Consider the following 12,470-nt stretch of genomic DNA (forward strand, 5'->3'; position numbering starts at 1 on the left):
TTTCGTGAGCGACAACCAACTGCGGATCGTCTGGATCTACCCGGACCTGCTCAGCACGTACGGCGACCAGGGCAACGCCCTCGTCGTGGAGCGCCGGGCCCGCCAGCGCGGCCTCGACGTGGCCCGCCTCGACGTGCGCAGCGACCAGCCCATCCCGACCTCCGGCGACATCTACCTCGTCGGCGGCGGCGAGGACCGGCCGCAGCGGCTCGCGGCCGAGCGGCTGCGCCGCGACGGCGGCCTGTACCGGGCGGTGGAGAACGGCGCGATCGTCTTCTCGGTCTGCGCCGGCTACCAGATCCTGGGCCACGAGTTCATCAACGACCTCGGCCAGCGCGAGCCGGGCCTCGGCCTGCTCGACGTGGTCTCCACCCGCGGCGAGGGCGCGCGGTGCGTCGGCGACGTCCTCGGCGACATCGACCCGCGCCTCGGTCTGCCGCCGCTGACCGGCTTCGAGAACCACCAGGGCGTCACCCACGTCGGGCCGGGCGCCCGTCCGCTCGCCCAGGTCCGCTTCGGCAACGGCAACGGCGCTGGGGACGGCACGGAGGGCGCGTACAACGACACGGTCTTCGGCACGTACATGCACGGCCCCGTGCTGGCGCGCAACCCGCTGATCGCGGACCTGCTGCTCAAGCTGGCCCTCGACGTGAACGCACTGCCGCCGACCGACGACCGCTGGTACGAGGCGCTCCGCAACGAGCGCATCGCGGCTGCGCAGCAGCCTGCGTAGGTACAGTTGCGCAGCAGCCTGCGTAGGTACAGCTGCGCAGCAGCCTGCGTGACGCTCGTCCCGGTGGCCCGTCTGATGCGTCATCCGCACAGGTGAGCGGGCACGTCCAGTAGGCGGACGCACGGTTCGGTCCCGCCCCCCGATGCCGCTAGGGTGGCGGGGATCGAGCCGGACAGCGCGGTCCGGACCCGTGCCACGTTGAGAAGGTATTTCGGGCTATGCGCATTGGTGTCCTCACGTCCGGCGGCGACTGCCCCGGCCTGAACGCCGTCATCCGGTCCGTCGTGCACCGTGCCGTCGTCGACCACGGCGACGAGGTCATCGGTTTCCGGGACGGCTGGAAGGGCCTCCTGGAGTGCGACTACCTCAAGCTCGACCTCGACGCGGTCGGCGGCATCCTGGCCCGCGGCGGCACCATCCTCGGCTCCTCCCGGGTCCGCCCCGAGCATCTGCGGGACGGCGTCGAGCGGGCCCGGGGACACGTCGAGGAACTCGGCCTCGACGCGATCATCCCCATCGGCGGCGAGGGCACGCTGAAGGCGGCCCGGCTGCTGTCCGACAACGGCCTGCCGATCGTGGGCGTGCCGAAGACCATCGACAACGACATAGCGGTCACCGACGTCACCTTCGGCTTCGACACCGCGGTGACCGTCGCCACCGAGGCCCTGGACCGGCTGAAGACCACCGCCGAGTCGCACCAGCGGGTGCTGATCGTCGAGGTCATGGGCCGGCACACCGGCTGGATCGCCCTGCACTCGGGCATGGCGGCCGGTGCGCACGCCGTCGTCGTCCCGGAACGGCCCTTCGACATCGACGAGCTGACCGCGAAGGTCGGCGAGCGCTTCTCCGCGGGCAAGCGGTTCGCGATCGTGGTGGCGGCGGAGGGTGCCAAGCCGAAGGCCGGGACCATGGACTTCGACGAGGGCGGCAAGGACGTCTACGGCCACGAGCGCTTCGCCGGGATCGCCCGCCAGCTCTCCATCGAGCTGGAGGAGCGGCTCGGCAAGGAGGCCCGGCCGGTGATACTCGGGCACGTCCAGCGCGGCGGGACGCCGACGGCGTACGACCGGGTGCTGGCGACGCGGTTCGGGTGGCACGCGGTGGAGGCGGTGCACCGTGGGGAGTTCGGGAAGATGACGGCCCTGCGCGGGACGGACATCGAGATGGTGTCGCTCGCCGACGCGGTGGAGTCTTTGAAGACGGTGCCCGATGCGCGGTACGCGGAAGCGGAATGTGTTCTTTGAGGTTGCTGTAGTACGCCGTCTGCGGCTGGTACGTGGTTGCTCGCGCAGTTCCCCGCGCCCCTGAGGCCAGCTGTCCTGCCCCCGGTCACAAGTGCGGCTGGGGGCGGTTCTAGTCTTGCTTCGGACAAGCGGCGTTCAACCGCGCTCAACCCCCACGAAACAGGAGCGGGCGGATGGATCACAGCGGGCACGGCATGACGATGGATCTGCCGCCGTTCACGCTGGGGCGGGGGCTCGCCTGGTCGGCGGATCCGTTCTTCCTGATCGCCTGCGTCCTGGGACTGGCGCTGTACGGGTGGGGCGTCGTGCGTCTCATGCGGCGCGGTGACAAGTGGCCGGTCAGCCGGACCGTGGCCTTCGTGGCCGGTGTGCTGAGCGTCGCCCTGATGATGTGCACCAAGCTCAACGACTACGGCATGGTCATGTTCAGCGTGCACATGGTGCAGCACATGGTGATCAGCATGGTGTCGCCGATCCTGCTGCTGCTCGGCGCCCCGATCACGCTGGCCCTGCGCGCCCTGCCCCCGGCGGGCCGTGGCCGCAAGGGCCCCCGCGAGCTGCTGCTGATGCTGCTGCACAGCCGCTACATGCGGATCATCACGCATCCGGCGTTCACCATTCCGCTGTTCATCGCGAGCCTGTACGGGCTGTACTTCACCCCCCTCTTCGACACCCTGATGGGCTCGCAGGCCGGTCACATCGCGATGATGGTGCACTTCCTCGCCGTGGGTGTGGTGTTCTTCTGGCCGATCATGGGCGTGGACCCGGGCCCGCACCGGCCGGGCTACCTGATGCGGATGCTGGAGCTGTTCGCCGGCATGCCGTTCCACGCGTTCTTCGGCATCGCGCTGATGATGGCCACCTCCCCGATGGTCGAGACGTTCAAGAACCCGCCCGCCTCGCTCGGCATCGACGCCCTCTCCGACCAGAACGCGGCCGGCGGCATCGCCTGGGCGTTCAGCGAGGTCCCGTCCGTGCTGGTGCTGCTCGCGCTGCTCTTCCAGTGGTACGCCTCGGAGGAGCGCCAGGCCCGGCGCAGCGACCGGGCCGCCGACCGCGACGGCGACAAGGAACTGGCGGCCTACAACGCCTACCTCGCCTCACTGAACACACGCGGCGGCTGAACGGGGCACCATGGAGGGCAACGGACACGAGGAGGGTGTTGCGATGCCCGGTTCCACGGACAGTTCGACGAAGACGATGGGGGCGCTCACCATCGGCGGCCTCGTCGCGGTGACGGCGTACACGGTGGCGCTCGGGAGCAACGGCTGGCTGTGGTTCGGCTGGGTCGTGCTCGGTCTGATCACGCTGGGGCTGGTGGCGACGCGCAGCGCCTGAGCCCCCGCGCGGGGTGCCCCCGTCACTCGGCGGGCCGGCTCAGTCGCGACCGAGCCGGCCCGCCGAGTGCACGCCCGGCTGGTACTTCGGCAGCCGGACCGTGATCTTCATGCCCGCGCCGACGGCCGTCTCGATGACGAGGCCGTGGTCGTCTCCGTAGACCTGGCGGAGGCGGTCGTCGACGTTGGACAGTCCGATGCCGCCCGACGGGCTGACCTCGCGCGCGAGGATGCGGCGCAGCAGGTCGGGGTCCATTCCGGCGCCGTCGTCCTCGATGACGACCAGGGCCTCGGCGCCCGCGTCCTGGGCGGTGATCTGGATGCGGCATCGGTCCGCCTTGCCCTCCAGGCCGTGCTTGACGGCGTTCTCGACGAGCGGCTGGAGGCAGAGGAAGGGCAGCGCGACCGGCAGCACCTCGGGGGCGACCTGGAGGGTGACGGCGAGCCGGTCGCCGAAGCGGGCCCGCACGAGCGCCAGGTAGTGGTCGATGGCGTGCAGCTCGTCGGCGAGGGTGGTGAAGTCGCCGTGCCTGCGGAACGAGTAGCGGGTGAAGTCGGCGAACTCCAGGAGCAGCTCGCGGGCGCGCTCGGGGTCGGTGCGCACGAAGGACGCGATGACCGCGAGCGAGTTGAAGATGAAGTGCGGGGAGATCTGGGCGCGCAGTGCCTTGATCTCGGCCTCGATGAGCCGGGTGCGGGACTGGTCGAGGTCGGCCAGCTCCAGCTGGACGGAGACCCAGCGGGCCACCTCCCCGGCGGCGCGGACCAGGACGGCGGACTCGCGGGGCGCGCAGGCGACGAGGGCGCCGTGCACCCGGTCGTCGACGGTGAGCGGGGCGACGACGGCCCAGCGGACCGTGCAGTCCGGGGTGTCGCAGGAGAGCCGGAAGGCCTCGCCGCGGCCGGTGCTCAGCGGTCCCGCGAGGCGTTCCATGATCTCGGTGCGGTGGTGGGTGCCCACGCCGTCCCAGACCAGGACCTCTTCGAGGTCGGTCAGACACAGTGCGTCCGTGCCCAGCAGGGAGCGCAGCTTGCGGGCCGACTTCCCGGCGGTCTCCTCGGTCAGGCCCGCCCGCAGCGGGGGCGTGGCCAGGGACGCGGTGTGCAGGGTCTGGAAGGTGGCGTGCTCGACCGGGGTGCCCAGGCCGCCGAGGTTCTGCGGGCGGGCCGTGCGCCGCCCCAGCCAGAATCCGGCGGCCAGCAGCGGGAGCAGGGCCACGGCGAGGCCCGCCAGGAAACCGCCCACGGAGCCGCTCACCGCGTCGGCTCCTCGCGCACCTGGCGCACCTCGCGCACCTCGCGCACCTCGCGCAGGTCTTCCGTGCGCAGTTCCTCCGCGTGCAGTTCCTCCGGCAGGTGGAAGCGGGCCAGGATCGCCGCCGTCCCGGCCGGTACCCGGCCCGGGGTGGCGAGGGACACCAGCACCATGGTGAGGAAGCCCAGCGGCACCGACCACAGCGCGGGCCAGGCCAGCAGCGCGTGCAGGGACCCCCCGCCGCCCGGGAAGCCGCCCATGGTGGCAGCGACGGCGAGCAGTGCGGAACCGCCGCCCACCAGCATCCCGGCGGCCGCGCCCGGCGGGGTGAGCCGTCGCCACCAGATGCCGAGGACGAGCAGCGGGCAGAAGGAGGACGCCGACACGGCGAAGGCGAGACCGACGGCGTCGGCGACCGGCAGCCCGCCGACCAGCGCGCTCGCCGCCAGCGGCACGGCCATGGCGAGCAGGGTGCCGAGCCGGAAGTGCGGCACGGCGCGGGACGGCAGCACGTCCTGGGTGAGGACGCCCGCGACGGCCATGGTGAGCCCCGACGCGGTGGACAGGAATGCGGCGAAGGCACCGCCCGCGACCAGCGCGCCGAGCAGGTCGCCGCCCACTCCCCCGATCACCCGGTCGGGCAGCAGCAGGACCGCGGCGTCGGCGTCCCCGGTGAGGGTCAGCTCGGGGGCGTAGAGGCGGCCGAGGGCGCCGTAGAGGGGCGGCAGCAGGTAGAAGGCGCCGATGAGGCCGAGCACGGCGACGGTGGTGCGGCGGGCGGCGACACCGGTCGGGCTGGTGTAGAAGCGGACCACGACGTGCGGCAGGCCCATGGTGCCCAGGAAGGTGGCGAGGATCAGGCCGTACGTGGCGTACAGCGGGCGTTCCGTGCGGCTCTCGGCCCGGGAGGGGGACAGGGCGTCGTCGGCGCCTCGTCCGGCGGCCGGGACGGGGGTGTGCGCGGCGAAGGTGAGGCGGGCGCCGGCCTCGATGCGGTGGGTGCCGGCGGGCAGGGCGACGCGGTCGCCGTCGTGGACGCGGCCGTCCACGGTGCCGTCGACGGTGACGGTGAGCGGCTCCTCCAGTGTGAGGGTGAGGCTGTCGTCGACCCGGACGGAACGCTGCTCCCGGAAGGTGGCGGGTTCGTCGAAGGGGCGGCCGGGGGCGCCGTCGCCCTGCCAGGCCAGCACCAGGAAGAGGGCGGGGACGAGCAGGGCGGTGAGTTTGAGCCAGAACTGGAAGGCCTGGACGAAGGTGATGCTGCGCATGCCGCCGGCGGCGACGATGGCGGTGACGACGACGGCGACGATCACCCCGCCCAGCCAGTCGGGCGCCCCGCTGAGCACGGTCAGCGTCAGCCCGGCGCCCTGGAGCTGGGGCAGCAGGTACAGCCAGCCGACCCCGACGACGAAGGCCCCCGCCAGCCGCCGCACCCCCTGGGAGGCGAGCCGGGCCTCGGCGAAGTCGGGCAGCGTGTAGGCGCCCGAGCGGCGCAGCGGGGCCGCGACGAACAGCAGCAGGACGAGGTAGCCGGCGGTGTAGCCGACCGGGTACCAGAGCATGTCGGGGCCCTGGACGAGGACCAGGCCCGCGATGCCGAGGAAGGACGCGGCGGAGAGGTACTCGCCGCTGATGGCGGCGGCGTTGAGGCGGGGGCCGACGGTGCGGGAGGCGACGTAGAAGTCGGAGGTGGTGCGGGAGATGCGCAGGCCGAAGGCGCCGACGAGGACGGTGGCCACGACGACGAGGGCGACGGCGGGTATCGCGTAGCTGGAGTTCATCGGTCCTCGACGAGCCGCACGAAGTCGCGTTCGTTGCGCTCGGCGCGGCGCACGTACCAGCGGGCGAGGAGGACCAGGGGGGCGTACAGGCCGAAGCCGAGGACGACCCACTCCAGGCCGCGGGCGTCGGGCAGCGCCGCGAAGAGCAGGGGCAGCGGTCCGACGAGGAGGCCGAGGACCGCGAGGGCGGTGAGGCCGGCGCGCAGCTGGCTGCGCATGAGGGAGCGGACGTAGGTGTGGCCGAGGGTGGTCTGCTCGTCGATCTCGGTGCGCGGGCGGTAGTAGCCGGAGGCCCGGCGTGCGCGCCTGGGCGGGCCGGTGACGGTGACGCGCCGTTCGGCGGGGTCCTGGGGCATGGGGTCACGGCCTCCGCATGAGCAGGTCCCGCAGCTCCCGGGCGTGGCGCCGGCTGACCTGGAGTTCCTCGGTGCCGACCAGGACGCTGACGGTGCCGGCGTCCAGGCGGAGTTCGCCGATGTGGCGCAGGGCGACGAGGTGGCGGCGGTGGATGCGGACGAAGCCGCGCGCCCGCCAGCGTTCCTCCAGGGTGGCCAGGGGGATGCGGACGAGGTGGCTGCCCTTGTCGGTGTGCAGTCGGGCGTAGTCGCCCTGGGCCTCGACGTGGGTGATGTCGTCCACGGGGACGAAGCGGGCGACGCCGCCGAGTTCCACGGTGATGTGGTCGAGGTCGGGTTCGTGCACGGGTATCCGCGGCGAGGGGAGGGCCGCGCCACGTTGCTCGGCGGCGCGGCGCACCGCCTCGGCCAGCCGCTCCCGGCGCACGGGTTTCAGGACGTAGTCCACGGCGTCCAGGTCGAAGGCCTGGACGGCGAAGTCCTCGTGCGCGGTGACGAACACGACGAGCGGAGGGCGCGCGAACCCGGTCAGCAGCCGGGCGAGGTCCAGTCCGTCGAGGCCCGGCATCTGGATGTCGAGGAAGACCACGTCGATGGCGTCGGGGCCGTCGGGGCCCGACTCCAGCGCCCGGTTGATGCGGCGCAGCGCCTCGGTCGCGTCGCTCGCGCCCTCCGCCGCGCCGATGCGGGGATCGGCGTTCAGCAGGTACACGAGTTCCTCGAGGGTGGGGCGTTCGTCGTCGACAGCCAGGGCGCGCAGCATGAGGCTGGAGTGTAGGAGTAATCCGTACGCCTGCACACGGGCCCGGCGTGGACGTATCCCCTGGATACAGTGCCCGCATGAGCAGCAGGCCCGCTTCGTTCGACGAACTCGACCGAAAGATCGTCACCGCCCTGATGGAGAACGCCAGGACGTCCTTCGCCGAGATCGGCGCTGAGATCGGACTGTCCTCGACAGCGGTCAAGCGCCGGGTGGACCGGCTGCGCGAGACGGACGTGATCACCGGGTTCACCGCCACGGTGCGGCCCTCCGCGCTGGGGTGGCGCACGGAGGCGTACGTGGAGGTGTACTGCGAGGGGGCGGCGCCGCCGCGGCGGCTCGCGGAGGTGGTGCGGGGCTATCCGGAGATCACCGCGGCGATGACGGTGACCGGCGGCGCGGATGCGCTGCTGCACGTGCGGGCGCGCGACGTGGAGCACTTCGAGGAGGTGCTGGAGCGGATTCGTGCGGAGCCGTTCATCCGGAAGACGATCAGCGTGATGGTGCTGTCCCACCTGATCCCGGACAGTCCGGAGGCAGGGGCGGCCCTGCTCGCCCCAAAGGACGCAGCGGACGTGCGCTGACCAGGGGAACAACGCAGCGATCCTGCGGGAACACGCAGCTTTCGTCGCTTGTCGGGCGCGGTCACCCCTTCTTACCGTGGTGTCAACACATCGTCACACACCGTGAAAAGCGGAGGTACCCCTCTGTGACCGAATCCCGTGTGCCGCGCCGGCGGCGCTTCGTGGTCTGCGAACCCAGACACTTCGCCGTGCAGTACGCGATCAACCCGTGGATGAGCACCGGCCGACCGGTCGACGTCATCCGCGCCCTCGACCAGTGGCAGGCGCTGGTCGACACCTACCGTGCCCACGGCCACACCGTGGACACCGTCGCGCCGGTCCCCGGCCTGCCCGACATGGTCTTCGCCGCGAACTGCGCGGTCGTGGTCGAGGGCCGGGTCTTCGGCTCCCTCTTCCACGCGCCCGAGCGCCGTCCGGAGTCCGTGCCCTTCGAGGCGTGGTTCAAGACGGAGGGCTTCGAGGTCCACCATCCCGAGTCGGTCTGCGAGGGCGAGGGCGACCTGGTGCCGGCCGGCCGCTGGATCCTGGCCGGCACGGGGTTTCGCACCACCCGTGCGGCGCACCGCGAGGTGCAGGAGTTCTTCGGCGTGCCGGTGATCTCGCTGACCCTCGTGGACCCGTACTTCTACCACCTGGACACGGCGCTGTTCGTGCTGGAGGAGGGGTCGGACGCGGACGGCGGGAACATCGCCTACTACCCCGGTGCCTTCTCGCCGGGCAGCCGCGAGGTGCTGGAGCGGCTCTACCCGGACGCGGTGCTCGCCACCCGCGAGGACGCGCTGGCGTTCGGGCTGAACTCGGTGTCCGACGGACGGCACGTGTTCATCGCTCCGGAGGCCGGGGGGCTGGCCGAGCGACTCGACGGTCTCGGCTACGTGCCGGTCCCCGTCGACCTGTCCGAGTTCCACAAGGCCGGTGGCGGCATCAAGTGCTGCACCCAGGAGATCCGGGAGACCCGCTCATGACCGCACCCGCCCGCACCGACCGCGGCTCCGAGGAACTGATCCGCGCGGAGGAGCCCGTCCTCGCGCACAACTACCACCCGCTGCCCGTCGTGGTGGCCCGCGCCGAGGGTGCCTGGGTCGAGGACGTCGAGGGCCGCCGCTACCTGGACATGCTGGCCGGCTACTCGGCGCTCAACTTCGGCCACCGCCACCCGGCACTGATCGAGGCCGCCCACCGGCAGCTGGACCGGCTCACGCTCACCTCACGCGCCTTCCACAACGACCGGCTCGCGGGCTTCGCCGAGCGGCTGGCCGCCCTGACCGGCACGGACATGGTGCTGCCCATGAACACCGGCGCGGAGGCGGTGGAGAGCGGCATCAAGGTGGCCCGCAAGTGGGCCTACGACGTCAAGGGCGTCCCGGCCGACCGGGCGACGATCGTGGTCGCGGCGGACAACTTCCACGGCCGTACCACGACGATCGTGAGCTTCTCCACCGACGAGAGTGCCCGCTCCGGCTTCGGCCCCTTCACCCCGGGCTTCCGGATCGTGCCGTACAACGACCTCGCGGCGATGGAGGCGGCGGTCGACGAGACGACGGCGGCCGTGCTGATCGAGCCGATCCAGGGCGAGGCGGGCGTGCTGATCCCGGACGACGGCTATCTGGCCGGGGTGCGGGAGCTGACCCGGCGCAAGGGCTGTCTGTTCGTCGCGGACGAGATCCAGTCCGGCCTGGGCCGCACGGGGCACACGCTGGCCGTCGGGCACGAGTCGGTGGTGCCGGACGTGGTGCTGCTCGGCAAGGCGCTGGGCGGCGGCATCGTCCCCGTGTCGGCGGTGGTCGGCCGGCGTGACGTGCTGGGTGTGCTGCATCCGGGCGAGCACGGTTCGACGTTCGGCGGCAATCCGCTGGCCGCAGCGGTGGGCACGGCGGTGGTGGAGCTGCTGGAGACCGGCGAGTTCCAGCGCCGGGCGGCCGAGCTGGGCGCGGTGCTGCGCGAGGGGCTGGCCGCCCTGGTCGGCAGGGGCGTCGTCGGCTTCCGGGCGCGGGGGCTGTGGGCGGGCGTGGACGTGGACCCGGCACTGGGCAGCGGACGCGAGATCAGTGAGCGGCTGATGCGCGAGGGCATCCTGGTCAAGGACACCCACGGCTCCACGATCCGCCTGGCCCCGCCGCTGACCGTCACGGCCGAGGAGCTGACGGGCGCCCTCGGGACGCTGGAGAAGGTCCTGACCTCCTGACCGGCCCTGCGAGGTCCTGACCTCCTGACCGGCCCTGCGGGGTTCACCGAGCGGCTCGGCGGTCCTCGTCGAGCCGCTCCACGTGGGCGACGTTGTCCCGGTCCTCGGCGTCCTCGCTCGGACCGCCCGCGAACCAGGCGTCGAGGATCTCGCGCAGCAGCGGCCCGGACGTCAGCCGCAGGCCGATCGCGAGCACGTTGGCGTCGTTCCAGCGGCGGGCCCCGTCGGCGGTGTACGCGTCGGTGCACAGGGCCGCGCGGACGCCCGGCACCTTGTTGGCGGCGATGGACGCGCCGGTGCCGGTCCAGCAGCACACGACGGCCTGGTCGGCCCGGCCCTCGGCGACCTCGCGCGCCGCCCGCTCGGAACAGGCGGCCCACCGCGGGTCCGCCCCGGGGCTCAGTGCGCCGTGCGCGTGCACCTCGTGGCCGCGGGCGCGCAGTTCCTCGACGAGGAGCCGGGCCACGGGTTCGTCCATGTCGGAGGAGACGGAGATACGCATGTGCGAAGCGTACTCACCGGTGGCTCACCTCATCGGCCCAGTCACATGACCGAAGTCACGACCATACCCACGATGATCGGGGGAACGGGTACGAGCTGAGAGACGTACGACCGAGCAGCGCTCCGACCGGAGTGTCTGCGCGTGGAAAGGGAGGCCGCCACGTCCCCCACCGAGAACGGACCGGAGACCGACGCCGCGGCGGTGCGCCGCCACCCCGCCCTCTTCCGGGCGATCAAGCGCCGGCAGAACCCCCGGCTGCGCCGGTCGGACATCACCGTCACGGACGAGGCCGCGGTCAAGCGTGCCGTCAAGGCGGCCTCTCTCGGCAATGCCATGGAGTGGTTCGACTTCGGCATCTACGCCTATCTGGCGGGCACGATCGGCCGGGTGTTCTTCCCGTCCGGGAGCGACACCGCGCAGTTGCTCTCCTCGTTCGCCACGTTCGCCGTGGCGTTCCTGGTGCGGCCGATCGGCGGCATGGTCTTCGGCCCGATGGGCGACAAGATCGGCCGCAAGAAGGTGCTGGCGCTGACGATGATCCTCATGGCGATCGGCACGGCCGCCATCGGGTTCATCCCCAGCTACGACTCCATCGGCTTCTGGTCGCCGCTGCTGCTGATCCTGTTCCGCCTGCTCCAGGGCTTCTCCACCGGCGGCGAGTACGGCGGTGCGTCCACCTTCATCGCCGAGTACGCGCCGGACAAGCGGCGCGGGTTCTTCGGCAGCTTCCTGGAGCTGGGAACGCTGGCCGGGTACACCGCCGCCGCCGGCCTGGTCACCGCGCTGACCGCGGTTCTGGGCAGCGACGGCATGGACTCCTGGGGCTGGCGCGTCCCGTTCCTCGCCGCGCTTCCGCTCGGCATGATCGGTATCTATCTGCGGCTGCGGCTCGACGACACGCCCGCGTACCTGAAGCTGGAGGACTCCAACGTCCACGTCTCGGAGGCCGCGACGGCGGTGGAGACCACCGCCCGGGGCGACCTCGCCAAGATCTTCCGCACCCACTGGCGGGCGCTGGTGCTGTGCATCGCGCTGGTCGGCGCCTACAACATCACCGACTACATGCTGCTGTCGTACATGCCGACGTACCTGTCGGACGAGCTGGACTACAGCGAGAGCCACGGCCTGATGATCCTGGTGGCGACGATGGTGCTGCTGATGCTGATCATCAACCAGGTCGGCCGGCTGTCCGACCACTTCGGCCGCAAGCCCGTCCTGATGACCGGCATGATCGGGTTCTTCGTGCTGTCCGCACCGGCCTTCGTGCTGGTGCAGGAGGGCAGTCTGCTCGCCGTCTCGGGCGGCATGCTGATGCTCGGCCTGTCGCTGGTCTGTCTGCTGGGCACGATGTCGGCGGCGCTCCCGGCGATGTTCCCGACCAACGTGCGGTACGGGTCCCTGTCGGTCGGCTACAACCTGTCGGCGTCGCTGTTCGGCGGGACCACGCCGCTGGTGATCACCGCGCTGATCAGTGTGACCGGCTCCGACATGATGCCCGCCTACTACTCGATGGCGGCGGCCCTGATCGGTGTGGTGGCCGTGGCCTGCATGAAGGAGACGGCCCAGCAGCCGCTGGCGGGCTCCCCGCCCTCGGTGCAGACCGAGGAGGAGGCGGCGGAGATGGTGGAGGCGCAGGCCCCGACGCCGAAGTTCTGACGCCGCGGTCACGGGCACGCGCCGACGGGCGGTGGGGTTCGGTGCGAACCTCACCGCCCGTCGGCGTGTCAGGCGTG

At 71.8% G+C, this 12,470-nt stretch carries 13 protein-coding genes; 8 read left to right on the forward strand and 5 right to left on the reverse strand.

All coding sequences use genetic code 11. The annotated features are described in order from the left end of the window. Positions 1-4 precede the first annotated feature (4 nt). From ACZ7MF_RS21055 to ACZ7MF_RS21070, 4 genes are all read left to right on the forward strand, one after another. On the forward strand, positions 5-733 hold the full coding sequence (locus tag ACZ7MF_RS21055; RefSeq protein WP_471478434.1) for a type 1 glutamine amidotransferase: 729 nt from the start codon (positions 5-7) through the stop codon (positions 731-733). 218 nt (positions 734-951) lie between these two features. Beyond that, positions 952-1,977, forward strand: coding sequence for a 6-phosphofructokinase (locus ACZ7MF_RS21060; protein WP_003977617.1), 1,026 nt, complete (start codon positions 952-954; stop codon positions 1,975-1,977). 173 nt (positions 1,978-2,150) lie between these two features. Continuing rightward, complete coding sequence (locus tag ACZ7MF_RS21065; RefSeq protein ID WP_471478437.1) at positions 2,151-3,101, forward strand: cytochrome c oxidase assembly protein; 951 nt, start codon at positions 2,151-2,153, stop codon at positions 3,099-3,101. Positions 3,102-3,144: 43 nt separating this feature from the next. Further along, the gene (locus ACZ7MF_RS21070) at positions 3,145-3,315 is read left to right on the forward strand and encodes a hypothetical protein (RefSeq protein WP_016325678.1); all 171 of its coding nucleotides are present in this window, start codon (positions 3,145-3,147) and stop codon (positions 3,313-3,315) included. Positions 3,316-3,354: 39 nt separating this feature from the next. Here the strand turns inward: ACZ7MF_RS21070 and ACZ7MF_RS21075 are convergent, their stop codons facing one another. The 4 genes from ACZ7MF_RS21075 to ACZ7MF_RS21090 are packed head-to-tail and all read right to left on the reverse strand — an operon-like array spanning position 3,355 to position 7,469. Further along, complete coding sequence (locus ACZ7MF_RS21075; protein WP_356864139.1) at positions 3,355-4,560, reverse strand: sensor histidine kinase; 1,206 nt, start codon at positions 4,558-4,560, stop codon at positions 3,355-3,357. A gap of 8 nt (positions 4,561-4,568) precedes the next feature. Beyond that, the gene (locus tag ACZ7MF_RS21080) at positions 4,569-6,350 is read right to left on the reverse strand and encodes a sodium/solute symporter (protein ID WP_471478440.1); all 1,782 of its coding nucleotides are present in this window, start codon (positions 6,348-6,350) and stop codon (positions 4,569-4,571) included. Further along, positions 6,347-6,706: a hypothetical protein gene (locus ACZ7MF_RS21085; protein ID WP_356863960.1), complete on the reverse strand. Its 360-nt coding sequence runs from the start codon at positions 6,704-6,706 to the stop codon at positions 6,347-6,349. The genes ACZ7MF_RS21080 and ACZ7MF_RS21085 overlap by 4 nt, the downstream gene beginning before the upstream one ends. A 4-nt stretch (positions 6,707-6,710) precedes the next feature. Further along, positions 6,711-7,469, reverse strand: coding sequence for a LytR/AlgR family response regulator transcription factor (locus ACZ7MF_RS21090; RefSeq protein WP_471478444.1), 759 nt, complete (start codon positions 7,467-7,469; stop codon positions 6,711-6,713). A gap of 77 nt (positions 7,470-7,546) precedes the next feature. Between ACZ7MF_RS21090 and ACZ7MF_RS21095 the strand changes: the two genes are divergently transcribed. From ACZ7MF_RS21095 to rocD, 3 genes are all read left to right on the forward strand, one after another. After that, positions 7,547-8,050: an Lrp/AsnC family transcriptional regulator gene (locus ACZ7MF_RS21095; RefSeq protein WP_471478447.1), complete on the forward strand. Its 504-nt coding sequence runs from the start codon at positions 7,547-7,549 to the stop codon at positions 8,048-8,050. Between the two features lie 125 nt (positions 8,051-8,175). Then, entirely contained in the window at positions 8,176-9,015 is an 840-nt protein-coding gene (gene ddaH, locus ACZ7MF_RS21100) for a dimethylargininase (RefSeq protein WP_471478451.1), read from the forward strand. After that, positions 9,012-10,235 carry an ornithine--oxo-acid transaminase gene (rocD, locus tag ACZ7MF_RS21105; protein ID WP_471478453.1) on the forward strand — a complete coding sequence of 408 codons (1,224 nt, stop codon included), beginning with the start codon at positions 9,012-9,014 and terminating at the stop codon, positions 10,233-10,235. The genes ddaH and rocD overlap by 4 nt, the downstream gene beginning before the upstream one ends. A gap of 43 nt (positions 10,236-10,278) precedes the next feature. Here rocD and ACZ7MF_RS21110 read toward each other — a convergent pair whose 3' ends face one another. Then, on the reverse strand, positions 10,279-10,737 hold the full coding sequence (locus ACZ7MF_RS21110) for an RpiB/LacA/LacB family sugar-phosphate isomerase (RefSeq protein ID WP_356863950.1): 459 nt from the start codon (positions 10,735-10,737) through the stop codon (positions 10,279-10,281). A gap of 141 nt (positions 10,738-10,878) precedes the next feature. Here ACZ7MF_RS21110 and ACZ7MF_RS21115 point away from each other — a divergent pair, with 141 nt between their 5' ends. Then, positions 10,879-12,393, forward strand: coding sequence for an MFS transporter (locus ACZ7MF_RS21115; RefSeq protein WP_471478456.1), 1,515 nt, complete (start codon positions 10,879-10,881; stop codon positions 12,391-12,393). Positions 12,394-12,470: the final 77 nt, after the last annotated feature.

Source organism: Streptomyces sp. NPDC111628 (assembly GCF_055635195.1).

Bases quoted from the DNA above. Each gene is read 5' to 3' on its own strand.
- ACZ7MF_RS21060 (WP_003977617.1), top strand. From the start codon at position 952: ATGCGCATTGGTGTCCTCACGTCCGGCGGCGACTGCCCCGGCCTGAAC.
- ACZ7MF_RS21065 (WP_471478437.1), top strand. From the start codon at position 2,151: ATGGATCACAGCGGGCACGGCATGACGATGGATCTGCCGCCGTTCACG.
- ACZ7MF_RS21070 (WP_016325678.1), top strand. From the start codon at position 3,145: ATGCCCGGTTCCACGGACAGTTCGACGAAGACGATGGGGGCGCTCACC.
- ACZ7MF_RS21080 (WP_471478440.1), bottom strand. From the start codon at position 6,350: ATGAACTCCAGCTACGCGATACCCGCCGTCGCCCTCGTCGTCGTGGCC.
- ACZ7MF_RS21085 (WP_356863960.1), bottom strand. From the start codon at position 6,706: ATGCCCCAGGACCCCGCCGAACGGCGCGTCACCGTCACCGGCCCGCCC.
- ACZ7MF_RS21090 (WP_471478444.1), bottom strand. From the start codon at position 7,469: ATGCTGCGCGCCCTGGCTGTCGACGACGAACGCCCCACCCTCGAGGAA.
- ACZ7MF_RS21095 (WP_471478447.1), top strand. From the start codon at position 7,547: ATGAGCAGCAGGCCCGCTTCGTTCGACGAACTCGACCGAAAGATCGTC.
- rocD (WP_471478453.1), top strand. From the start codon at position 9,012: ATGACCGCACCCGCCCGCACCGACCGCGGCTCCGAGGAACTGATCCGC.
- ACZ7MF_RS21110 (WP_356863950.1), bottom strand. From the start codon at position 10,737: ATGCGTATCTCCGTCTCCTCCGACATGGACGAACCCGTGGCCCGGCTC.